Below are 22,726 nucleotides of genomic sequence, written 5' to 3'. Positions count from 1 at the left end.
TTAAATAGAAAATACGGATTTTTCACTCAAGCTAACTGAATCAAATTTCTAGTATTTTCAAAATTTTTAGGATGAAAATATGATACATGATTTTCCGATATTGTTACTAAATCATCACATTTCTTAATAATTTTTAAAAAAGCTGAATTGTCATGCAAAAACAAGAGCATCTACTGAGTTCGCGCCGTTTTTTACCTATGTTTTTGACTCAATTTTTTGGAGCCTTAAACGATAATGTCTTTAAACAATCCTTATTGCTTGTCATTACCTATGGTTGGATTCAACAACAGACCGCAAGCGTAAGCACACTGAATAATCTAGCTGCACTTCTCTTTATTCTACCTTACTTCATTTTTTCAGCGACTGCAGGACAAATTGCAGACAAATACGAACGCTCTTTCTTGATTCGTAATATCAAATTGCTTGAAATCTTGATTATGCTGATTGGTACTGCTGGATTTTTACTCGGCAATTTATGGCTATTGTTATTTGCATTGTTCCTCATGGGTACACACAGTACCTTCTTCGGACCGATTAAATACGCCATTCTCCCTGAAATATTAAAACCAAATGAATTGATGTCGGGTAATGCTTTATTTCAATCAGGTACTTCCATTGCAATATTGATGGGGATGATCTTGGGTGGTGTAGTGATTTCAAACTCTGAAGGCAACTTAGTTTGGATCAGCCTGACGGTCGTGACCATCGCGATACTTGGTTATATTTGTAGTCGCTTCATTCTCAAACAAAAAGTCCGTGAAAATCATATCAATGTCGATTGGAATTTCTTTCGAACCAGTTTTCAAACCATACGTTATGCAAAAAGTTTACCCCTCATCTTTACCATTTTATTGGGTAATTCTTGGTATTGGTTTTACGGCGCGACTTATTTAACTCAAATTCCTCAAATGACTCAGCAAAATCTGCACGCCAATGAAAATGTGGTCAGCCTCCTCCTTACCTTTTTTTCTGTGGGTATTGGTGTAGGTTCATTGCTATGCCGAAAAATTGGTGGCTCAGAGGTCAATATTAAAATGGTGCCTATTGGTGCAGTAGGCTTAACCGTTTTCGCCTTCTATTTAGCAGGAAGTTTAGCCTTTGTTCCTGAAAGGACTGGCGATTTTATTGGCATATCAGACATGTTTAATTCTGGTATGATTTATTATCATGTGATGATTGCAGTTACTTTATTGGGGATCAGTGGTGGTTTTTATATTGTTCCGCTGTATGCCATGATGCAAGCCTATTCACCGTGTTCACATCGTGCTCGCGTAGTGGCTGCTAATAACATTATGAATGCAGTATTCATGGTGTCTTCTGCTATATTCTCCATTATTATTTTAAGTATCTTAAGTATTGATATTAAGATTCTATTCAGTATTACAGCGATATTGAGTGCTCTGTACACGATTTGGTTATTAACACGCTTAAAACCAATGTTAAAAAATGCTCAAATTGATTTAGAGGATTAAGGTTATGCGTCACTACACAGGTCTAGATAAATTTATCCATTCATTTGATCAAGCACTGCGTAGTTTGGTTCCAGGCACCACCACCTCACAACGTGAAAATCCAGCAAGTCAAGCAGAGACTCATCTCGCAGTGAGTGAAGCCAGGCATGTTGCTGGACTCATGCGTGTTAATCACAGTGGTGAAGTCTGTGCTCAAGCGCTTTATCACGGTCAAGCATTGACAGCTAAGTTGCCTAATGTTCGTCGTGAAATGGAGCATGCCGCGATTGAAGAACAAGATCATTTAGCATGGTGTGAAGATCGTTTAAAAGAGTTAGATAGTCATACAAGTCTACTTAATCCTGTATGGTATGGTCTTTCTTTTGGTATGGGTGCGATTGCAGGTATTGCTGGTGACAAATACAGTTTAGGCTTCGTTGCAGAAACTGAACGTCAAGTGAGTCTGCATCTGCAACACCATCTCGATCAACTCCCACCACATGATGCCCGCTCTCGTCAAATTTTGACACAGATGAATCATGATGAACTTCAGCATCGAGATACTGCACTAAATGCAGGTGGTGTGGAATTACCAGCTGCGGTCAAAATCGCAATGACGGGTATATCCAAACTCATGACCAAAACAAGTTATTATATTTAAAAAAAACGCGGCTCATGGGCCGCATTTTTTATAGATGATGGAATCGTCTAAACTTATTTAATTCACGCTCAGCATGATTGAAATTCAAATCTAACCGCAATTTATCCTGCTTTAAGGACTTTATTTTCTTAAGATACTCTTCCCGCTTTTCTTTGGTGATTTTGTCATCCAGCAAATAGTCTCGATATGTTTCAATTTCTGTATCTTTATCATCTTTGTCTTTCTTGGAACGATAGTACTGATCGGCCACATTATAAAAGGGTGCTAATTGGGCATGTAACTCTGATGGACAAACCCTATACCCACCTCTTCCATCCAAAGCTCCATCGAAAATAACTTCGGGTTGACAATATGAACGAAGCCCAATTTGGTAACCTTGTTCATATAACTTGTGATCAGGTTCAATATTCACTTTTGAACAGGCTTTTTGATGTTTAACAATGCGATTCGAATAACCACTGCTTCCATCTTTTTCACCTATTTCCGACCATTGAGCAGTTCGACACTCTTGAGGGGAAAGCGTTGAACAACCTGAGAGCAACGCCAAAATTGCGCTTAACACAATAATTTTATACATCTTCTTGATATGGAGCTTATTTATTTTGAAGTGGCGTATTATAAAAATTAGTCCATTTAAAAGAAGCTGATTATTGTTACATCACAGCCTATTTCCGTATCAAAGACATATTTGATCAATGCTACCGATGGACTATTCGGCGAAACTCATCCTATTTTAGAAAATGAACCATCTAGTGACACTTGAGGAAAATGATGCGCTTCATGCTCAAATAATGGATTTTCCCAAATATCAAACATTGGAATTTTAACATCTAAGGCTAATGGCATTTTTTTTGGATTAAATTGCATATTTTGGAGCGTATTTCCCCATGCAATGAGATCTACATCCAAAGAAATATCATGTGACGGACGGACTCGACCAGAAGCTTTTTCCAGCGCTTTTAAAAGATTGGTAATTTCATTGACTTGCTGCTTTGATTCTAATAAACATGCAGCATTCCAATAATCTTGTCCAACACCATCTCGACAAGGTATGACATAGATAGGAGAACGCGTAATACATCCCAATGACGCAATTTGTTTTAATGCATTCACCAGATGATTGTGCGGTTGGCTATTACTCGCCAATGCTAGCGCATAAATCATTACGGTGTCTTTCAAGACGAATTCCTACTGAATTAGCTTGTGGAATAATAGCAGGCTTACGCACAGTAATTTGGATAGACTCAATTGCTGGATATTGTTCAAACAAAGCTTTGAGGACAATTTTTGCAGCAAATTCAATTAATTCAGGTTGAGCTTTTTGAATCGTCTGAGTCGCGATTTCACAAATTTCAGCATAATTTAAAGTATCAGCGAGAAGATCTGAATTTGATGCCTGCTCTAAATCAGTCGCAATATGAAGATCAAGCAATAATGGTTGAATGATTTGCCGTTCCCAGTCAAAACATCCGATGACTGTTTCAACTTTCAATCCTTCAATTAATATGGAATCCATCTTCAATCATGACCTTTTCGTAAACTATCAAACAGTGATAGCACGCTTGACGGGAGGCGATAAAAGCAAATCCTCTTCTATTGAGGATTTACTTTAATATTTTAACACTTGTTTAAGATTTAATGTTTCAACAAAAGATTAGGATCGATTGTTTGTACCATTTGTAAGCGCTGATCTGCATAAATATCAGTGTACGGCGCAAGAATTCTCATAAAACGATCAAAATAAAGCATTTGTTTAAACAGCAATGCGAAATCCCGTGGGAAACGGATGCCATGACGCTCACCTACAGCCACCATATCCATCATGATGTCATTTAAGTCGGCTGGATTAGATGACAGAATTTGCTGAGGATCAGCGGAGAGCACGCCACTGAATAATCGTTCTAAATCGTTTGCCAAAACTGTTGTATCAATTTGCGTATTAGTCATGCCCATTTTCAGCATATTTTCTGCCATCAATGGATAATTGGTATTTTGCAATGCATCCATGAAAGCAATACATGCCGTCCATACTTCAGGCTTTAATTGTCCCACAATACCAAAATCAATGAATCCAATGCGACCATCATCCAAAAGCATGAGGTTGCCTGCATGTAAATCTGCATGGAAACTTTCACACATCATCAAACTACCAAACCATGTGTTCATGGCAGTAATCAGAACCTGTGATGGGTCTTTGGAAACTTGACGAACCACATCGAAATCCGTCAACGGCACGCCATACAGACGCTGCATTGTCAGGACACGGCGTGTTGAATATTGATGATATACCTTTGGTGCAGTCGCTTTGGTATTTTGAGTAATGTGCAGATAATTAACAAAATCATCAATATTTTTTGCTTCTTCAATAAAATCAACTTCACGAACCATACGTGTTTTGATTTCTTCAACAATATCCGCAAGTGAAGCAAATTTTACTTTAGGAACTGCCTTCTCTAGAATCTTGGTCGCCCAATGTAGGACATTTAAATCCGTATAAAGGATGGTTTCAACACCAGGTTTTTGGACTTTGATCACGACATCTTCGCCGCTCACCAATTTAGCAGCATGCACTTGTGCGATCGAAGCAGAAGCTAATGGCGTTTCATCAATAGATGCGAAAATTTCACCTAAATCGCGACCGTCAAACTCAGCATTCAACACACTTTCAATATAGCTAAATGGGAGTTTAGGTGTCTGATCTAAACACCCTTGAAATTCCTCAACATATTCACGTGGAAATAATGAAGGCGTGCTGGCAATAAACTGTCCCAACTTAATATACGTTGAACCAAGTGACTCGAAAGTTTCGCGCATTAATTTCGCATTACTCGGTTTTTCTGTCGCGTATTTAATCCCTGCTCGCGCAGCAATGACCGCAGTTTCACCTACACGGGCCACTGAGCGTAAACCATCTAACCAAATATTATTTTTCATAATGTCGATATTAAATTTCGATATGTTGAGTGTAGCAAATTAAATTGTCTTTGCGGATTGACTGCTGTGACAGATTTGACATTCTTTATCCTTGTCAAAATTCAAAATTCGCTGTTGCATGTTCATTCCATTCCATAGAAGAATCTTCTGTTTTAATGGTGTTAAATTTAGCCCCAGATATAATAGCGCATGATGTGCTTGCATACTTGCCATCACGTTAGGAGTTGTTGCTAAAACTCCTGAATCTGCACACCTTAAACTCTCATCTGCATGATCTTCTTTGGGAAAAAGACATTCATAACACGCTGATTCACCATCCACCATAAATAACTGACCCTGCAAACCAATCGCAGAAGCACTGATGAGTGGAACATTCGCATCCTTACAGATTTGATTGACCAAATAACGGGTTTCAAAATTGTCACAACCATCTAACACAAGATCTTGCTGTGTAATCAGTGCGGCAGCATTATTAAAATCAATTTTTGAAGTGATGTATTCAATCTTAATATAAGGATTAATTTGAGAAATTTTCTTGGCTAAAACTTCAGCTTTGTAAAAACCCACATCATAATGATCAAAAGCAGTTTGTCGCTGTAAATTACTAATTTCTACAGTATCAGCATCGATGAGTGACAATTTACCGACGCCTGCTCTCGCCAATAACTCTGCAGTCAAACACCCTATTCCACCACAACCAATAATAAGCACATTGGAAAGCTTTAATCTTTCTTGTGCATCAATATCCCAATCCTCTAGTAATATTTGTCTTGCGTACAACTGTAGCTCAACATCACTCAGTTCAATGCTATCACTCACCTAAACACCCTGATTACATGCTTGTATAAGCCTATGATACCGAATAAATAAGCAGTCTATTCATACAATTCTGAAGATAATTTTTACCCTAGAAGATCTGCACCTTATTGTTACAATTCGAATAGGTTTGTTTAATTTTTCTTATTTAATTTTTTTATTATTAATAAACATAATCTCAATAATTGCTTCACTAGCAATTGATTTTAAAAACATCTAACTCCAATAAATGACAGTCATACTTATGAATAAAAAAATTTTAGCACTCGCTGCATTATTAATGTCGAGTTTATTCCTGACGGCATGTAAAGATGAAAAGATCACCAACATTACATACGTCAATCAAGGTTCGGATACCCAACCAGAATATATAGAAAGCACGCTTTATGATCTGGACGAAGAGAACACTTCACCCAATCAAGACAATCGGCAAATGTTCTTGATTCTGCACTACACAGCAGTATCTAAAGACAAAACATTGGCTTTGTTTAAAGATCCTAATTTCCCTGCCAGTAGTCACTATTTTGTACCCGAATTACCAACCAATGGTAAATTTACTGTGTACCGTCTTGTGCCTGATGATAAAAGAGCTTGGCATGCTGGCGCGAGTTCTTGGCAGACCAACAGTAGTTTGAATGCCTCGAGTATCGGAATTGAAATTGAAAATCTCGGTTTCCCTGCAGATGATGAACAACTCCCTTTGATGCAACGTCGATGGTATCCATTTTCATCAAAACAACAAATCGAAGTCCTTGCAGATATTATTTTAAAAATTACTAAAAAATACGAGATCAGACCCGACCGAATTTTGGGGCACAGTGATATTTCTCCAGGTCGTAAATTTGATCCAGGTCCGCTATTTCCTTGGAAACGTTTATATGAAGATTATAACATCGGTGCTTGGTACGATAACGACACTGTAAATTATTATCGTACTTATCATCCTTGGAAGAATGATATTGCTTCGTTACAAAGCAAATTGGCATTATACGGATATAACATTCCTGTCACTGGTCAATACGATCAAGTCACTCAAAATGTTGTATCCGCATTCCAAATGCATTTTTATCCTGAGAAATATGATGGTTTCGCGGATATTGAAACTGTAGCCCGCCTTGATGCATTACTTGAGAAGTATCGAAATGTAGCTCGTCCGGCGATTTCACCATAAAACATCTGAGATCAGTTTAGTCGTCTATTTAAGTGAAGACTAAACTGATTTTCATATATTATTTTGGCGCCATACGAATTGCGCCATCCAATCGAATCACTTCACCATTTAAATACGAATTTTCAAAGATATGTCCAACCAGTTTCGCAAATTCTTCAGGTTTGGCTAAACGTGGTGGGAATGGAACCATCTGTCCCAATGCATCCTGCACATTTTGCGGAAGACCTTTGAGCATCGGGGTTTCCATGATTCCTGGCGCAATAGTCATAACACGGATCTTTTCACGTGCTAACTCACGCGCCAATGGTAAAGTCATACCAACAACAGCGCCCTTGGATGCAGAATATGCAGCTTGACCAATTTGACCATCAAAAGCAGCAACTGAAGCCGTGTTCACAATGACACCACGTTCTTCCTCTTCCCCCGAAAGCGTATACTGTGACATTAATTGCGCAGCATATCGCAACATATTAAAGGTTCCACTGACGTTGATATTCAGCACTGTTTGGAACATATCTAAGGCATGCAGGCCATCACGACCAAGCACTTTAGCTGATGGTGCAATACCAGCACAGTTGATTAAACCATTTAATTGTCCATATTTTTCTTGTATGTATGCAAAGAATGATTCAACTGATTTTTCATCAGTTACATCTAGTTGAATAAATTCTGCACCAATTTCTTGACCCGTCTGCTCGCCCAAAGATGCATTCATATCAACAATTATGACTCGAGCACCCTGCTGTTGAAGATAAGCTGCTGTCGCCGCACCTAACCCAGAAGCGCCGCCTGTAATAACAATCACTTTTCCTTGAATATTCATAAATCTCATTATCCTTTTTTAGTTTTAAGTTGGCTTTAGGGTAATCCTCCTCTAATACGGATTCAATTTATTCAGTGACCAATTGGTCTAAATAATTCAAAATAGTTATAATTTAATATTTATTTTATATAAAAATTAATCACACATTACGGTTAAGTTTGCTTTAGTGACATGATTTAAAAACCATACAGTCATCGTTATTCTTTTGAATTCGGCTAATAATTAGACTATTTTAATCTTATTCATTTCGGCATTTTGCCATATCTCCTAAAGGTTCAATCATGTTTAAAATGATCGATGTCTTAGAGCAAAATTTTGCTCAAACTTTCCCCCATTCACTTAACCAAGATGCAGATCGAATTTCAGAGCAGCTTCAAATGAGCATTCTGAATGCATCTGAAATAGATTTAAAAAATGCAATCAATCATTTCCTAAACACTCAAGATGCAAGTGAAACTGCACTTGCGTTAGATATTTCAACTGAACGTCTTAATGAACTGAAATCTGGCATTGCGTTAAAAGATGCTTCGAAAATTTCGGACACTCTAAAAGTAGTGGCGCTATGCTTGGCTTTGGAGTCAGACTCATTAGACCTTCTTGAAGTGAGCGATATTTCAACTGAGTATTTTGTATAATTTGAGTGTTGAGATCAAACTCATAGGGTTTGGTCTCATTTTCTCTCTTAGTCTTATTATATTAAATTATGTGACCTTCATATCATTGCACTAATTCATATAAAGTTCTGATAAATCAATATATTTTCACAAAACCACAATATTTATAAAATATTGATTTGATTTCAATGTGTTAACTCATAATTTTAACTTTATCAAAATTTATTCTTTTAATATCTCATTTTCTTTTTTGTCACAAATCACCTGAAAGGCTATTTATATCGAAAATTTAGCGAATTAAATCAGGTACTTTAGTGAAGAAATCAATATCTCCATTGAAATTAGGTCTATTGGGTTTAGCAATTATTGTTGTTCATAGTGGAGCCAATGCCGCACTTCCTCAGGAAATTAAACTGGACTATGCCTATTATGCTCCTACGAGCTTAGTGGTTAAAAATCAAAAGCTATTAGAAAAGGCTTTACCCAATACCAAAATCAAATGGATATTTAGTCAAGGCAGTAATCGCTCCTTAGAATATCTCAATAGCGGCAGTGTTGATTTTGCTTCAACTGCTGGTCTTGCCGCTGTATTAAGTCGTGCCAATGGTAGCCCTGTTAAAACAGTTTATATCCAAAGCCAACCTGAATGGACAGCTTTAGTCGTGCCAAAAGACTCCCCGATTAAATCCTTAAAAGATCTAAAAGGTAAAAAAATTGCCGCAACAAAAGGAACTGACCCATTTTTATTCACGCTACAAGCTTTAGATACCGTTGGATTGAATAAAAAAGATGTACAGCTTGTTCATTTGCAACATCCAGATGGCAAAACGGCGTTAGAACGTAAACAAGTGGATGCTTGGGCTGGCTTAGACCCTTTGATGGCATCAGCTCAAGTTCAGTCGGGTGCAAAACTGCTTTATCATAATGTAGGCTTTAATAGTTATAGCGTGTTAAGCGTCAAAGAGCCATTTACTCGATCTAGCCCAGAAGCAATTGAAGCCGTAATTAAAGCGTATGAGCAAGCACGTAAATGGGCAAAAGCCAATCCAGATAAACTGGCGCAGTTACTCGCCACTGAAGCTAAACTACCTTTAGAGGTTGCAAAACTTCAGCTTCAGCGTACTGACTTTAATCAACATATTCCTAAAGCCCAACACATTAATGCACTACAAAAATCCGGCAAAATCTTGACTGAAGAAGACTTAGTTCGTAAAGGAACAAATGTAAATCAAGTTGTTCAACAGTTATTTAATGCCTCATTTGCTCAAAAAGTGGTGACAAAATAATGGCGATCAGTGAAAAAGCGATTGAACATCGGAATATCGATGTCCATTCACAACTGTCGACAAAAGGGAATAAATGGTTGAAAGGTATTTTCCTCCCTGTATTACTGGTACTGCTGTGTGAAATTTTGGTTCGAGGTGGTGTAGTTGAACCTTATCTGCTACCTGCTCCAAGTAGCTTATTTGTTTCCCTGCAAGAACTTGCTCAGAATGATTTAGGTCAACATATTTGGGCAAGTACATGGCGAGTGTTTTTAGGGTTTGCTATTGGTAGTGGTTTAGCACTATTTTTTGCAGTTTTGGTTGGGCTCAATCGGCATGCAGAAGAGTTTATTGAACCGACCTTTTCTGCAATTAAGTCAATTCCTAGTCTTGCGTGGATTCCTCTCCTTTTGTTATGGCTTGGTATTGATGAATCATCAAAAATCACCCTCATTGCGATTGGTGCTTTTTTTCCAACCTATACCAATACTGTGGCTGGTATTCATGGTGTCGACCGAAAATTGATTGAGTTGGCTCAAGTGTATAGACTGAATCGATGGCAACAAATCTACCAAATCGTTTTACCCGCAGCTTCTCCATCTATCCTTACAGGCTTGCGCAATAGTTTGAGTTTAGCTTGGATGTTTATGATTGCCGCTGAACTCATTGCAGCAACGCAAGGTATTGGATATTTATTAAGTGATGGACGTGAAACATCGCGTCCAGATATTGTGATCATTGCTATTATTTTATTGGCAATATTGGGAAAAATTACTGATACCATAATGAAAGTATTTGAATCAAAATTATTGTTATGGCGTGATGTCATCAAAAGATGAATCAATAAAAAAGCGACCTAAAGTCGCTTTTTTATTTCTAATGAGGCCATTGTGCTAAAGTCACGCGATCGTTACCACCATAATCTTTAACGGTTCTCACTTTCTTATACCCTGCTTGACGGAATAGATGCTGAACAGCGTCTGCTTGATTATATCCATGTTCAAGTACCACCCAACCTTCAACAGTCAGATGCTTCTTGGCTTGCAAAATAATTTGCTCAAGATCAGCTAAACCTTTTTTATCAGAGATTAATGCACGTTGAGGCTCGGTCGCCAAATTGTGCATATGTTCATCTGCTGGATCAATATAAGGCGGATTAGATACAATGACATCAAAAAATTGACGCCCAAACGGTTTTAACCAACTGCCTAGTACAAATTGAACCTGATCTAAGTCATGTTGCTCAGCATTAAATTTAGCGACTTCCAATGTAGGCTCATAAATATCAGTTGCTGTTAAAGACCAATTAGGACGTTCGGAAGCGAGTGACAATGCAATGGCGCCTGTCCCAGTTCCTAAATCTACAACGCGCGCATCCTCAGGCAACTCTAACTTTAAAACTGTCTCCACCAAAACTTCGGTGTCCGGTCTAGGCACCAACGTATCGGACGTCACTTTTAAGTCCAATGTCCAAAAAGGTTGCGAACCTGTGACATAAGCTAAAGGCTCACCTGCTTCAATCCGAGCAATCGCCTCTCGATACGCCTGCTCTTGTTCTGCAGTGAGCTCTTTATCCTTCTTCATCACCAAATCGAATGAATCAATTTTAGTGATATGTTCGAGCAACCAAGCATTTTCTTGACGCTCATAACTTTCAGGCTCACCACGCAGTGCAAGCGCTTGTTGAATGTTCATTAACCACCATTCTGCTGTGCAAGCATTGCCAATTGATCCGCTTGATATTCACGATGTAAGCTATCTAAAAGCTCAGTCAAATCTCCCTCCATCACTGCATCCAACTTATATAAAGTTAAGTTAATACGATGATCAGTCATACGACCCTGAGGATAATTATAGGTACGAATACGTTCTGAACGATCACCTGAACCCACCAAATCACGGCGCATTTCAGATGTCGCAGCATCAGCTGCTGCACGTTTAGCATTCTCAAGACGAGATGCCAATAATGCCATTGCCTTTGCTTTGTTCTTATGTTGTGAACGCTCTTCCTGACATTCAACAACAGTACCTGTCGGAATATGCGTGATTCGTACAGCAGAATCCGTTTTATTGACGTGCTGACCACCCGCCCCAGATGCACGATAAGTATCAATACGCAAGTCTGAAGGGTTAATATCTACAGTCGTATCAACATCAATTTCAGGAAGAATTGCAACGGTACAAGCTGAAGTATGAACTCGCCCCTGTGATTCAGTTGCAGGAACGCGCTGAACTCGATGAGCACCGCTTTCAAATTTTAAGCGTCCGTAAACACCTTCACCATTAATTAAACAAATAATTTCTTTGTAACCGCCATGTTCACCTTCATTTTCAGAAAGGATTTCGACACGCCAACCCTGTGATTCAGCATATTTACTGTACATACGGAATAAATCACCAGAGAAAATCGCAGCTTCATCGCCACCTGTCCCTGCACGTACTTCCAGATATGCAGAGTTCGCATCATTTGGATCTTTCGGAATCATCAGAATATTCAATTCTGCCTCTAAAGATTCAATTAATGCTTTATTTTCTTTAATTTCTTCTTGTGCCATTTCCTTAAAGTCAGGATCTGACAACATTACTTCAGCCGTTACAATATCTTCTTCCGCTTGGGTATATTTTTTCCAAACAGTGGTGATTTCAGTCAAATCATTGTGTTCACGTGACAAATTACGGAAACGCTTATTGTCGGAAATGACTTCAACATCAGCCAATAGCGCTTCTAATTCTTCATGACGATCACAAAGTTGGTCTAATCGTAAACGTAACGATTCTTTCATGTTAAATAAAATCTCTAATACTGGATTAACTTAAGGACTGCCTTAAATTAATATTTCTAAAATTGCGAGTAGTTTAACGACTCTGACATTCAATTAACATATTTATATAGAATGACTTTGCAAAACCATTTTTTAAATCCTTGTCACACCCAATTAATGGATAATCAAAAATTAGCTCCATAACTGCCAAGTTTAAAAACTGTTTACTGAATCAACTCTCCATAGTTTCTTCTTAATCAGCCCAATAATGCATATTGAATGATCAGTTGTAATATAAAAACAACATTGTGCAACCAAAACGTAAAACTCTAGGTTAACTTCTACATATTTAGCGCTTCAATTCTTGTTACATTGTGCTCAACGAATTATTACTCGTCCACGAACAAGGACATGGAGTCACACATGAAATTAAATACCCTATTAATGTCAGCCACCTTAGCCACTGCATCAATGTTCACGGTATCTGCACATGCAGACAGTACAGCGCGTGTCGCTGCTGCGAGTGCTTTAGGTAGTGTAGCAGGTACAGCAATTGGTAAAAACATGGGTGGCACAACAGGTGCAACTTTAGGTGCAGCACTTGGTGGTGCTGGTGGTGCTGCTGTTGCTAGTAATAAACGTAACCGTACTGAATCTGCCATCGGAGGTGCATTAGGTGGCGGTGCGGGTTATACCGTAGGTAATAGTATGGGTGGAACCAATGGCGGTTATATCGGCTCTGCTTTAGGTGCTGCTGGTGGTGCTGCTCTTGGTAACAAAATTGCGAAAGACAAAGCATATGATTCACGTCAAGATCGTAAATGGAAAAAGAAAAAACATAGCCGTCGTTAATATAATCTCATTGATAGTTTCCCCTTTGAATACTCTGTATTCACCTCGATGCGCCTTAGGGCGCATTTTTTTATTAACAAATTAATTATGGATAAATTAGGGAGAGAAAAATACAAACCAGCAACTTGCTCTCCCAAATGATTGCAGAAATTTGGATTAAATTAAAACCATCCAATATAAGACTTCGACAAGGAGTTCACCATGAAATTCAATTCAAAGTTATTTGCTGCTGCGATCGCAACTGCGGCCTTGAGTACAACAACTGCTTATGCTGATAGTTCGTCTAGAGTTGCCCTCACATCTGCTTTAGGTGGAGTCGTTGGTGCTGCGATTGGTCAACAAATGGGTGGCTCGACTGGAGCAATGATCGGATCAGCGATTGGTGGTGCTGGTGGCGCAGCTGCATCAGCGAACAAAAAAGATCGTAATGCTGCTGCAATTGGTGCTGCATTAGGTGGTGCTGGTGGTTACACCGTTGGTAATAATATGGGCGGAACAAATGCGGGTTATGCTGGGGCTGCATTAGGTTCAGCTGGTGGTTCAGTTTTAGGTAAAAAAGTGGCTGAAGATCGTCGCGAAGATGACTATAGAGATCGTTATGATCGCCGTGAAAGCGGTTATCGCAATTCAAACTATCGTTATAATGACCGTAATTACAGAAGTGACAATGGTCGTCATTTAGGCTGGTATAAAAACGGTAAACGCTAATTCCAAACTCTTAGAATTCAAGCGCTCAACTTAGAGCGCTTTTTTATTTACACTTATATCGTTTTTTTTCAATATACAAATACTCAAGTTCGTATTAACATCTTTATGAGTGTTCAAAAGAGTAGAAAGTTATGCGAAGCTTAAAAGATATCGAGTTTTCAGTATTGGAACTCGCTCCTGTACGTGATGATAAAACGATTGCTTTTTCACTACAGCATGCTTTGGAGTTAGCACAAAAAATCGAACAATTGGGTTTTAAACGACTGTGGCTTGCAGAACACCATAATATGGATGGTATCGCTAGCTCAGCTACAGCTGTGTTATTAGGCTATATCCTTGCTAACACCTCCTCTTTAAAAGTAGGTTCTGGCGGAATCATGCTGCCTAATCATGCACCACTTGTTGTAGCAGAACAATTTGGAACACTAGCAACGCTTTATCCTGATCGAGTTGAGCTCGGACTAGGACGCGCACCAGGTACAGATCAATTGACCATGCGTGCCTTACGCCGAGGTCGTCAAGAGACTGAAGATCAATTTCCACAAGACGTGCTCGAGATTTTGAGCTATTTGGGAGATCCATCGCCACATCAAAGAATCAAAGCGACACCAGGTCAAGGAACACATGTTCCCGTATGGCTGTTAGGTTCTAGCTTATTTAGCGCACAATTGGCAGCTAAACTTGGCTTACCTTATTCTTTTGCTTCTCACTTTGCCCCTCGTATGCTGGGTCAAGCGATTCAACTTTACAGAGAAAACTTCGAACCTTCTGAATATTTGGATCGTCCTTATGTATCAATGGGCGTTCCAACTGTTGTAGCTAATACTGATGAAGAAGCTGAATACTTGGCTACTAGCGCTTATCAACGTGTATTAGGCTTAATGCGTGGGCAAAGCTTAAAACTCAAACCTCCAGTTAAATCAATGGATGGAATTTGGTCTGCTCCAGAAAAGATGTCAGTTGACAATTTTTACGCAATGGCTCAAATCGGATCACCAGAAACAGTGAAACAAGGTCTTGAACAACTACTGGTGCCTTATGATGTAGATGAGTTTATTTTTACCTGTGATATCTACGATACTGACAAACGTATTCAAAACTTTGAGTATTTAATGCAAATTAAGCAAAACGCTTAAATCGATAAGATCCTGAAATGATTGAGTAATGGTTTTGATTTCAAATCTGTTATTAATTACTCTTTCATTTCTTGAGTTTGTCAAACAACTATTGGCAATAAATGACATCGAATGTCCCTAAAAGACTATTCCAATGAAAAAATTCTTTTAACCAACAATATTAATTATTCATAATCAAATACTTAAAATTTGGCATTTTATATCAAACTAAAATAAGCACTTCTGCAAAATACATCACATTTTTAAGCGATAAAATTTCATGATTAAAAAATAAATACGGATGTATAACATGGCCTCTATCGACTTAGAAAAAATGTTGGATAAAGTAAAACATACTCAATGGACACTCTCGGATATTGACTGGGATGCTCCTGGCAAAGAATTAGTCACCGCAGAACAGTGGCCCAAGCTTAAAGATTTTATGGCTGATTTAATGTGGATCGAACATGTAGGTGCTCGTGCATTTTCTGCGATGTCAAAAAAAGCACCGACAGATACGCTTCGCGAAATGTATGCCATTTTCCACGCTGAGGAACAGCGTCACGCCAATGCCGAAATGGCACTGATGAAAAGATGGGATATGCTTGAAGGCGATATTCCTAAACCCAATAAAAATTTAAGACTGATTATCGAATGGCTCGACACTTATGCTAATGAAATGCCCTTCTATATTCTAGGTGCTGTCATTCCGATGCTGGAAGTCGCTCTTGATGGCGCACTTTGTACATTCCTATTGGACACTGTAGAAGACCCAGTTTGTCATCAAGCTTTTGAACTGATTAATGGTGATGAAGCTCGTCATTTAGGTGTTGGATTTAGTGTCATGGAAGATCAAGGCTACAATAAAACCTTTATTGAGCTTTCTAAAATGGCAGCGCGAGTTGTAGATCCACGTTTATTACTTGGTATTCTTGCATACTTACCACTCATTAACAAAATGCGTGATAATGTGATTAAACTAGGTCTGCCAGAAGAAAAGCTCTATGCAGCGATGCACAAATTTGCTCGAATAGGTGGACGTACTGCAGAAGGTCGTCGTAATCCTTGGTATCAAATTATTAACTTCCATGCACGAAGTGCCATGAATCGACGTAATAAATGGTTTCATATCCCTGTCGACACCATGGTAAAAATGACTGATAAGATTCCAGAAAAATCTTTACCTAAAATCCCATCTTGGATATATGAATTAACTGCAGAACCAAAAGCAACCCACTAAAACAATAATTAGGTACAGAAATGAAAAAAAGGAATAAAGCCCACACGGATTCGTTCTTTCATAATGAAGCTGAGTATTTTTCCAACTTTAAAGGAAAAATTATCTCAGCTGAGGACATCAAACAAACCGATTTTTCAGGATTAAAGGTCGCGATTATTGGTGCCAATCAAATGTCAGTTTCACATTTAGATGTGGTTTGTCAAAATGCGCTATTCGTCAAAGTATTTCAAATGACACCTCATTTCGTTTTGCCACACACTGAAAAAGGGATTCAAAAAATTATTGCTCATCCCCTCATCGCTAAAAATAAACGATTATTTAATCAGCGAATTAAGACGACATTGGCAATACGATATTTAGATTCTCAGATTTCAGATACTTGGTTAAAAAGACAATTGATGCCAAATCCAGCTTCGTCGCAAAAAATATTTTTTAAATCCGATCATTATTACAGCGCCTTACAGCGAAAAAACTGTAAATTGATCACATGGCCAGTCGTGAAAATTACTGAAAATGCCGTTCAAAGTATGGAAGGAATCGAACACTTAGTAGATATTATCATTACAACGTACGAAAAATAACCACCATTTAGTAGATAAATGCGATTCTAAATTACATTTTATGATGAAATTATAGACACTTGAATTATATAATTTTTGAATTTTATGAGTATTTATGACGATTAATCTCTTAATAAAAAGAAGCACAGCTAGTGCTTCTTTTTTTTAAATTGGATTTACCGATTTAACCAATCCGGCGTTTCAAGCCTGTCATTTGCAATACTCGTGTTGAGATTTCTTCAATCGACATTTCTGAAACATTTAGATATTTAATCCCTTCAGAAATATAAATACCTTCGATTGCACGCAATTCCATCTGACATTGGCTAAAACTTGCATAACGACTGTTGGCTTTGCGTTCAGATCGAATTGCCACCAAACGATCAGCATCAATCATTAATCCAAACAATTTATGCTTATGTGGACGTAAAACTGCTGGCAAACGGTTGTCATCCAAATCTTCTTCAGTTAACGGATAGTTCGCAACTCGAATACCAAATTGTAATGACAAATAAATTGAGGTCGGTGTTTTACCAGAACGCGACACTCCAATCAAAATTAAGTCCGCTTTATCATAGTGTCTTGTACGTGCACCATCATCATTATCCAGCGCGAAATGTACAGCATCAATACGTGCCTTATAAGACTCAGAATCAGTCACAGCATGTGTTTGTCCGACTAAAGTTGTAGGGGCTGTTCCAAGCACCTCAGATAGCTTACTAATTAACCCTTCAAACACATCTAAATTAACCGCATTTGCCGTATTGATGATATCCCGAACATAGGGATCCACAAGAGTATCAAAGACAAGAGGTTGTTGGCCATCAGACTCTGCGCGCGCGTTAATCTCTGCAACTACGTTCATTGCAGCTTCTTCTGTAGTGATATACGGAATGATATGAATATCAAAATCGACATGAGGAAATTGAGCCAATAAAGAATGCCCGAGTGTTTCAGCCGTAATGGCAGTACCATCGGAAATAAAAAAAACACTTCGTTTAATATCTTTACTTTCTGCCATTAAATTAATCCTCAAATATTTGTCTAAGTACTATATAATCTTTATAGTAAACCGATCTTACATGACTGTCGCTTAGTAATGAAAGTTTGCTAAGTTTTCACAGAAAAATATCATGCCAAGATAGTGATTAATACTGCAAAAGTGGAGTAACAACTTTGGAAGCACGCGTAATCGGTCTGGAAAAATTAGGTAAACACGACGTAGAAATCGTGGGCGGGAAAAACTCATCTCTAGGCGAAATGATCAGCCATTTAGCAAATGCTGGTGTATCAGTTCCAGGTGGTTTTGCAACAACTGCTGCAGCTTACCGTGAATTCCTTGAGCAAAGTGGTCTAAATGCCAAAATTTCAGCCGAGCTCAAACAACTCAATGTTGACGACGTAAATGCACTTGCTGAAACTGGTGCTAAAATCCGTCAATGGATCGTTGATACTCCGCTTACTCCAGCACTTGAAAAAGAAGTTCGTGATGCATTCGCAACTCTTTCTAACGGCAACCCTGAGATCGCGGTTGCCGTTCGTTCATCTGCGACTGCAGAAGATTTACCAGACGCATCTTTTGCAGGACAACAAGAGACTTTCTTAAACATCCGCGGTATTGACAACGTCTTAATCGCGATTAAAGAAGTTTTTGCTTCACTTTATAACGACCGCGCAATTGCTTACCGTGTACACCAAAACTTCGATCATGACATCGTTGCTCTTTCTGCTGGTGTGCAACGTATGGTTCGTTCAGAGACTGGTGCTGCTGGTGTAATGTTTACACTGGACACTGAATCTGGTTTCCGTGACGTTGTATTCATTACTGCATCTTACGGTTTAGGTGAAATGGTCGTTCAAGGCGCTGTAAACCCTGATGAATTCTATTTATCTAAGCCACTTTTAAATGCGGGTAAACACGCAGTATTGCGTCGTAACCTTGGCTCTAAGCACCAAAAAATGATCTACGGTGAAGAAGGCTCTGCAGGTAAATCAGTTGTTGTTGTGGATGTTGAAAAAACTGAGCGCCAACAATTTGCTTTAAATGATCAAGAATTACAAGAACTTGCTAAGCAAGCGTTAATCATTGAGCAACATTACGGTGCGCCAATGGATATCGAATGGGCGAAAGACGGTGATGACGGTCAAATTTACATCGTTCAAGCACGTCCTGAAACTGTGAAAAGCCGTGAGAATGTCGGCACAATGGAACGCTACCTATTAAAACAAAAAGGTACCGTTCTTTGTGAAGGTCGCTCAATCGGTCAACGTATCGGTTCTGGTAAAGTCCGTATTGTTAATTCAATCAAAGAGATGGACAAAGTCCAAGATGGCGACGTTCTTGTTTCTGACATGACCGATCCTGATTGGGAACCAGTTATGAAACGTGCTGCTGCGATCGTTACAAACCGTGGTGGTCGTACTTGTCATGCCGCGATTATTGCACGTGAACTCGGTGTTCCAGCGATTGTTGGATGTGGTAACGCAACAGAAGTACTTGTTGATGGTCAAGAAGTAACTGTTTCATGTGCTGAAGGCGATACAGGTTTCATTTACGAAGGCGCTTTAGATTTCGAAGTTCAACGTAACTCGATTGAATCTATGCCAACACTTCCGTTCAAAATCATGATGAACGTTGGTAACCCAGATCGTGCATTTGACTTCGCTCAAATTCCAAACGAAGGTATTGGTCTCGCACGTCTAGAGTTCATCATCAACCGTATGATTGGTGTTCACCCTAAAGCATTACTCAATATTGACAGCTTACCTCGCGAAACACGTGCAGCTGTGATGACCCGTACTGCAGGTTACTCTTCACCGATTGAATTCTACGTTGAAAAACTCGTTGAAGGTATTTCTACACTTGCTGCTGCATTTGCTGATAAACCTGTCATCGTACGTATGTCAGACTTCAAATCAAATGAATATGCGAACTTAATCGGTGGTAAGTTATACGAACCTGAAGAAGAAAACCCGATGTTGGGCTTCCGTGGTGCAAGCCGTTATGTTTCTGACAACTTCCGTGACTGCTTCGAATTAGAATGCCGTGCATTGAAGAAAGTTCGTGATGAAATGGGTCTAACTAACATTCAAATCATGATCCCATTCGTCCGCACAGTTGCTGAAGCAAAACGTGTTATTGAACTTCTTGCTGCAAATGGCTTAAAACGTGGTGAAAATGGTCTTAAAGTGATCATGATGTGTGAGTTACCAACCAATGCTCTACTTGCTGAACAATTCTTAGAGCATTTTGATGGCTTCTCAATCGGTTCAAATGACTTAACTCAGTTAACGCTTGGGCTTGACCGTGACTCAGGTATCGTTTCTCATTTATTTGATGAACGTGATCCAGCAGTAAAAGCTCTTCTTTCAATGGCGATTCATGCATGTCGTAAGGCAGGTAAATATGTGGGTATTTGTGGTCAAGGACCATCAGACCACCCAGATCTTGCTCGCTGGTTAATGGAACAAGGTATCGAATCTGTTTCACTCAACCCAGACTCTGTTTTAGATACATGGTTCTTCTTATCTGAAGAAAAGACTAAACAAGCTTAATAAACTATGTTAAAAAAAGACCCATTCGTGGGTCTTTTTTTTACCCATTATTTTTTAGTAATTTTTGAGAAATTAGGTTTATGCAAATTTACTTGGCGAGAAATAATCAACAAGCTGGACCGTATACGGTAGAGCAGTTAAATCAAATGCTCTCGAGCCAACAAGTTTTACTCACAGACTTGGTCTGGCATCAAGGTATGACTGAATGGAAAGCTTTAGGTGAACTCACTCAAGGAAAATTATATTACCAACCTGAAGGCTATCAACCCACTCCACCAGTGCAACAAAGCTATCCAAATGCTTCTATTTCGAGTGTCAATGTTCAAAAAAATACTGCTCAGCAAAAACTTGCCTCAATTGGATCTCGATTTTTAGCTAAACTCGTTGATCTGGCGCTTTGGTTGCCTGCCATGGTGATTCCTTCGTTCTTTATGCAAGAAGAACAAGTTGCTCAATTGACTGAGCTTCAGCAAAAAATGCAGAATGCTAGCTCATCAGATCAAGCAATCAAATTACAGGAACAGTTATTTACACTTATTCCAATGGAAGCTTGGCAAGCAATGTTGGTTTACATTGTATTAATGTTAGCTGCTCAAGCATTTTTAATTGCGAAAAGTGGTCAGAGTTTAGGTAAAAAAGTAGCAAAAATTCAAATTGTTGATGCTGAAAATGGACAGCAAGTGAACTTAATGCGCGCATTCGCATTGCGTAGTGTGATTTTTATTGTATTGAATTTACTCTTTATGCCATTCATTACCATCATTGATCATGCCTTCGGTCTAAGTCAAAAAAGACAAACTTTGCACGATAAATTAGCAAAGACTAAAGTCATAAAACGATAATTTTTATCTTAGGGGAGCAAATGCTCCCCTTTGTTTTGCCTCTGTTTTCACATCAAAAGTAATCAATTCTTCAACCAATTCCGACCAAACAAATTGGGTTTAATCCTTATATTTAAAGGCACTTTACATATAGCTTAGTTGGTCGTTATAGGGCATAATGCCCTACAACGTAGCGGTGTCATATGACTGAAATTCAGTAAATGTAATTTTCTGTTTTTCAATCATGTGACACTATAATCGCTATCCCATAATTTTATTAGGGAATGGGACTCTTCACCGAGGTTGTAAAATGAGACAAACAATTTTAGCTGTATTGTCTTTATCAACGCTTGCCGTGCTCTTAACAGGGTGTGGCGGTGATATGGTACTTCTAAACTCAAAAGGTCCAGTAGCACAAGGTCAGTCTGATCTTATGATGACTGCGATCTACCTCATGCTATTGGTAGTAATTCCATCAGCATTGATGGCTTTATGGTTTAGTTGGAAATATCGTGCGTCAAATAAAGATGCAGACTATAAACCTACATGGGCACACTCTACTATTATTGAAATCGTAGTGTGGGGTATCCCGTGTATTATTATTGGTATTTTAGCGTATTTAACATGGTGGGGCTCACACAAGTATGACCCTTATCGTCCGCTAGAATCAGAGAAATCACATTTAACTATTCAAGTTATTGCTGAACAGTTTAAATGGGTTTTTGTTTACCCTGAACAAGAAATTGCAACAGTTAACGAAGTTCGTTTCCCAGAAAAAACTCCGATTAATTTCAATATCACCTCTAACTTCACAATGAACTCTTTCTTCATTCCTCAGTTAGCGGGTCAGATTTATGCAATGGCGGGTATGCAAACTCAACTTCACGTCCTTGCGGATAATGAAGGTGTATACCGTGGTTTCTCTTCGAACTATTCAGGCTATGGTTTCACACAAATGCGCTTCCAAGCTCATTCTGTTTCAGAAGCTAAGTTTGCTGAATGGGTGTCTGCAGTAAAAGCTGGTAACGGTACTTCAATTAACCCTGAAGCTGTTCAAAAAACAGTTTTAGACCAAGCTGAATTTGCAACCTTGCGTGATGGTAACCGTTCAGAGAAACAAATCGCTGCGATGGTTCGTAACGCTAAAACCGATCTAGAGAAGCAACAAGCTGAAATTGCTCAAAAAGAAGGTCCATATAAGGCACATCCTCATCCTGTGACTTACTACTCTTCTGTTGAAAAAGGCTTGTTTGAATCAATTATCAACAAATACATGGCAAACTACCACGGTGCGGATCACTCAGCTAAAGCTGAAGGTCATGCTGTAGCTGCTGATGTAAATGCTGAACCTGCTTCTTCAGTTGTAGGGGAATAAGAC

The 22,726-nt window shown here is 38.8% G+C and carries 22 protein-coding genes and 1 pseudogene; 14 read left to right on the top strand and 9 right to left on the bottom strand.

Translation table 11 applies throughout. The annotated features are described in order from the left end of the window. Positions 1–152 precede the first annotated feature (152 nt). Both AC1M9D_RS02150 and coq7 read left to right on the top strand, forming a co-directional pair. On the top strand, positions 153–1,472 hold the full coding sequence (locus tag AC1M9D_RS02150) for an MFS transporter (protein WP_179998246.1): 1,320 nt from the start codon (positions 153–155) through the stop codon (positions 1,470–1,472). Positions 1,473–1,476: 4 nt separating this feature from the next. Beyond that, a complete protein-coding gene (gene coq7 / locus AC1M9D_RS02145) occupies positions 1,477–2,112 on the top strand; it encodes a 2-polyprenyl-3-methyl-6-methoxy-1,4-benzoquinone monooxygenase (protein ID WP_035267094.1) in 636 nt (211 codons plus the stop codon). 28 nt (positions 2,113–2,140) lie between these two features. Here the strand turns inward: coq7 and AC1M9D_RS02140 are convergent, their stop codons facing one another. From AC1M9D_RS02140 to AC1M9D_RS02120, 5 genes are all read right to left on the bottom strand, one after another. Then, the gene (locus AC1M9D_RS02140; protein WP_481611405.1) at positions 2,141–2,689 is read right to left on the bottom strand and encodes a DUF2799 domain-containing protein; all 549 of its coding nucleotides are present in this window, start codon (positions 2,687–2,689) and stop codon (positions 2,141–2,143) included. A gap of 146 nt (positions 2,690–2,835) precedes the next feature. Next, on the bottom strand, positions 2,836–3,291 hold the full coding sequence (locus AC1M9D_RS02135; RefSeq protein ID WP_373683270.1) for a 2-amino-4-hydroxy-6-hydroxymethyldihydropteridine diphosphokinase: 456 nt from the start codon (positions 3,289–3,291) through the stop codon (positions 2,836–2,838). Then, positions 3,248–3,628, bottom strand: coding sequence for a dihydroneopterin aldolase (folB, locus tag AC1M9D_RS02130; protein ID WP_481589834.1), 381 nt, complete (start codon positions 3,626–3,628; stop codon positions 3,248–3,250). The genes AC1M9D_RS02135 and folB overlap by 44 nt, the downstream gene beginning before the upstream one ends. 119 nt (positions 3,629–3,747) lie before the next feature. Further along, entirely contained in the window at positions 3,748–5,046 is a 1,299-nt protein-coding gene (locus tag AC1M9D_RS02125) for an ABC1 kinase family protein (RefSeq protein ID WP_481611404.1), read from the bottom strand. Positions 5,047–5,085: 39 nt separating this feature from the next. Continuing rightward, entirely contained in the window at positions 5,086–5,865 is a 780-nt protein-coding gene (locus AC1M9D_RS02120) for a HesA/MoeB/ThiF family protein (protein WP_092766190.1), read from the bottom strand. Between the two features lie 241 nt (positions 5,866–6,106). Here AC1M9D_RS02120 and AC1M9D_RS02115 point away from each other — a divergent pair, with 241 nt between their 5' ends. Next, a complete protein-coding gene (locus AC1M9D_RS02115) occupies positions 6,107–7,033 on the top strand; it encodes an N-acetylmuramoyl-L-alanine amidase (protein ID WP_481611403.1) in 927 nt (308 codons plus the stop codon). A gap of 58 nt (positions 7,034–7,091) precedes the next feature. Here AC1M9D_RS02115 and AC1M9D_RS02110 read toward each other — a convergent pair whose 3' ends face one another. Continuing rightward, positions 7,092–7,856 carry a 3-hydroxyacyl-CoA dehydrogenase gene (locus AC1M9D_RS02110; protein WP_481588383.1) on the bottom strand — a complete coding sequence of 255 codons (765 nt, stop codon included), beginning with the start codon at positions 7,854–7,856 and terminating at the stop codon, positions 7,092–7,094. 281 nt (positions 7,857–8,137) lie between these two features. On the opposite strand from AC1M9D_RS02110, the gene AC1M9D_RS02105 reads away from it, so the two are divergent. The 3 genes and pseudogenes from AC1M9D_RS02105 to AC1M9D_RS02095 all read left to right on the top strand — a co-directional run. After that, positions 8,138–8,491, top strand: coding sequence for a hypothetical protein (locus AC1M9D_RS02105; protein ID WP_481611402.1), 354 nt, complete (start codon positions 8,138–8,140; stop codon positions 8,489–8,491). 314 nt (positions 8,492–8,805) lie between these two features. Further along, positions 8,806–9,756: an aliphatic sulfonate ABC transporter substrate-binding protein gene (locus tag AC1M9D_RS02100; protein ID WP_481611423.1), complete on the top strand. Its 951-nt coding sequence runs from the start codon at positions 8,806–8,808 to the stop codon at positions 9,754–9,756. A gap of 116 nt (positions 9,757–9,872) precedes the next feature. Beyond that, a pseudogene (locus AC1M9D_RS02095) lies at positions 9,873–10,574 on the top strand (ABC transporter permease); the annotation flags it as partial. A 37-nt stretch (positions 10,575–10,611) separates the two neighbouring features. Here the strand turns inward: AC1M9D_RS02095 and prmC are convergent. Both prmC and prfA read right to left on the bottom strand, forming a co-directional pair. Beyond that, positions 10,612–11,430, bottom strand: coding sequence for a peptide chain release factor N(5)-glutamine methyltransferase (prmC, locus tag AC1M9D_RS02090; RefSeq protein WP_481595469.1), 819 nt, complete (start codon positions 11,428–11,430; stop codon positions 10,612–10,614). Then, positions 11,430–12,518 (bottom strand): peptide chain release factor 1, encoded by a 1,089-nt coding sequence (prfA, locus tag AC1M9D_RS02085; protein ID WP_481611401.1) that lies wholly within the window; start codon positions 12,516–12,518, stop codon positions 11,430–11,432. The genes prmC and prfA overlap by 1 nt, the downstream gene beginning before the upstream one ends. Before the next feature lie 402 nt (positions 12,519–12,920). Between prfA and AC1M9D_RS02080 the strand changes: the two genes are divergently transcribed. From AC1M9D_RS02080 to AC1M9D_RS02060, 5 genes are all read left to right on the top strand, one after another. Continuing rightward, complete coding sequence (locus AC1M9D_RS02080; protein WP_092766183.1) at positions 12,921–13,349, top strand: glycine zipper domain-containing protein; 429 nt, start codon at positions 12,921–12,923, stop codon at positions 13,347–13,349. 201 nt (positions 13,350–13,550) lie between these two features. After that, positions 13,551–14,057 (top strand): hypothetical protein, encoded by a 507-nt coding sequence (locus AC1M9D_RS02075; RefSeq protein ID WP_092766182.1) that lies wholly within the window; start codon positions 13,551–13,553, stop codon positions 14,055–14,057. Positions 14,058–14,188: 131 nt separating this feature from the next. Beyond that, complete coding sequence (locus AC1M9D_RS02070; protein WP_180027642.1) at positions 14,189–15,193, top strand: LLM class flavin-dependent oxidoreductase; 1,005 nt, start codon at positions 14,189–14,191, stop codon at positions 15,191–15,193. A gap of 289 nt (positions 15,194–15,482) precedes the next feature. Next, the gene (locus AC1M9D_RS02065; RefSeq protein WP_481611400.1) at positions 15,483–16,412 is read left to right on the top strand and encodes a ferritin-like domain-containing protein; all 930 of its coding nucleotides are present in this window, start codon (positions 15,483–15,485) and stop codon (positions 16,410–16,412) included. 20 nt (positions 16,413–16,432) lie between these two features. After that, complete coding sequence (locus AC1M9D_RS02060) at positions 16,433–16,993, top strand: NAD(P)/FAD-dependent oxidoreductase (RefSeq protein WP_481611399.1); 561 nt, start codon at positions 16,433–16,435, stop codon at positions 16,991–16,993. A 163-nt stretch (positions 16,994–17,156) separates the two neighbouring features. Here the strand turns inward: AC1M9D_RS02060 and ppsR are convergent, their stop codons facing one another. Continuing rightward, on the bottom strand, positions 17,157–17,993 hold the full coding sequence (ppsR, locus tag AC1M9D_RS02055) for a posphoenolpyruvate synthetase regulatory kinase/phosphorylase PpsR (RefSeq protein WP_035267069.1): 837 nt from the start codon (positions 17,991–17,993) through the stop codon (positions 17,157–17,159). Positions 17,994–18,148: 155 nt separating this feature from the next. Here ppsR and ppsA point away from each other — a divergent pair, with 155 nt between their 5' ends. From ppsA to cyoA, 3 genes are all read left to right on the top strand, one after another. Then, positions 18,149–20,527, top strand: coding sequence for a phosphoenolpyruvate synthase (gene ppsA / locus AC1M9D_RS02050; protein ID WP_035267067.1), 2,379 nt, complete (start codon positions 18,149–18,151; stop codon positions 20,525–20,527). 80 nt (positions 20,528–20,607) lie between these two features. Then, on the top strand, positions 20,608–21,369 hold the full coding sequence (locus AC1M9D_RS02045) for an RDD family protein (RefSeq protein WP_481611398.1): 762 nt from the start codon (positions 20,608–20,610) through the stop codon (positions 21,367–21,369). A gap of 289 nt (positions 21,370–21,658) precedes the next feature. After that, entirely contained in the window at positions 21,659–22,723 is a 1,065-nt protein-coding gene (cyoA, locus tag AC1M9D_RS02040) for a ubiquinol oxidase subunit II (protein WP_092766177.1), read from the top strand. The last annotated feature ends 3 nt before the right edge of the window (positions 22,724–22,726 follow it).

Source organism: Acinetobacter sp. ANC_7682, assembly GCF_056779795.1.
Note: the sequence above shows the minus strand (reverse complement) of the source record. Positions and strands in the feature narration are given on the sequence as shown.

Excerpts from the sequence above, each read along its gene's own strand:
- AC1M9D_RS02150 (WP_179998246.1), top strand. The coding sequence starts at position 153 with ATGCAAAAACAAGAGCATCTACTGAGTTCGCGCCGTTTTTTACCTATG.
- coq7 (WP_035267094.1), top strand. The coding sequence starts at position 1,477 with ATGCGTCACTACACAGGTCTAGATAAATTTATCCATTCATTTGATCAA.
- AC1M9D_RS02140 (WP_481611405.1), bottom strand. The coding sequence starts at position 2,689 with ATGTATAAAATTATTGTGTTAAGCGCAATTTTGGCGTTGCTCTCAGGT.
- folB (WP_481589834.1), bottom strand. The coding sequence starts at position 3,628 with ATGGATTCCATATTAATTGAAGGATTGAAAGTTGAAACAGTCATCGGA.
- AC1M9D_RS02125 (WP_481611404.1), bottom strand. The coding sequence starts at position 5,046 with ATGAAAAATAATATTTGGTTAGATGGTTTACGCTCAGTGGCCCGTGTA.
- AC1M9D_RS02115 (WP_481611403.1), top strand. The coding sequence starts at position 6,107 with ATGAATAAAAAAATTTTAGCACTCGCTGCATTATTAATGTCGAGTTTA.
- AC1M9D_RS02110 (WP_481588383.1), bottom strand. The coding sequence starts at position 7,856 with ATGAATATTCAAGGAAAAGTGATTGTTATTACAGGCGGCGCTTCTGGG.
- AC1M9D_RS02105 (WP_481611402.1), top strand. The coding sequence starts at position 8,138 with ATGTTTAAAATGATCGATGTCTTAGAGCAAAATTTTGCTCAAACTTTC.
- prmC (WP_481595469.1), bottom strand. The coding sequence starts at position 11,430 with ATGAACATTCAACAAGCGCTTGCACTGCGTGGTGAGCCTGAAAGTTAT.
- prfA (WP_481611401.1), bottom strand. The coding sequence starts at position 12,518 with ATGAAAGAATCGTTACGTTTACGATTAGACCAACTTTGTGATCGTCAT.
- AC1M9D_RS02080 (WP_092766183.1), top strand. The coding sequence starts at position 12,921 with ATGAAATTAAATACCCTATTAATGTCAGCCACCTTAGCCACTGCATCA.
- AC1M9D_RS02075 (WP_092766182.1), top strand. The coding sequence starts at position 13,551 with ATGAAATTCAATTCAAAGTTATTTGCTGCTGCGATCGCAACTGCGGCC.
- AC1M9D_RS02070 (WP_180027642.1), top strand. The coding sequence starts at position 14,189 with ATGCGAAGCTTAAAAGATATCGAGTTTTCAGTATTGGAACTCGCTCCT.
- AC1M9D_RS02065 (WP_481611400.1), top strand. The coding sequence starts at position 15,483 with ATGGCCTCTATCGACTTAGAAAAAATGTTGGATAAAGTAAAACATACT.
- AC1M9D_RS02060 (WP_481611399.1), top strand. The coding sequence starts at position 16,433 with ATGAAAAAAAGGAATAAAGCCCACACGGATTCGTTCTTTCATAATGAA.
- ppsR (WP_035267069.1), bottom strand. The coding sequence starts at position 17,993 with ATGGCAGAAAGTAAAGATATTAAACGAAGTGTTTTTTTTATTTCCGAT.
- AC1M9D_RS02045 (WP_481611398.1), top strand. The coding sequence starts at position 20,608 with ATGCAAATTTACTTGGCGAGAAATAATCAACAAGCTGGACCGTATACG.
- cyoA (WP_092766177.1), top strand. The coding sequence starts at position 21,659 with ATGAGACAAACAATTTTAGCTGTATTGTCTTTATCAACGCTTGCCGTG.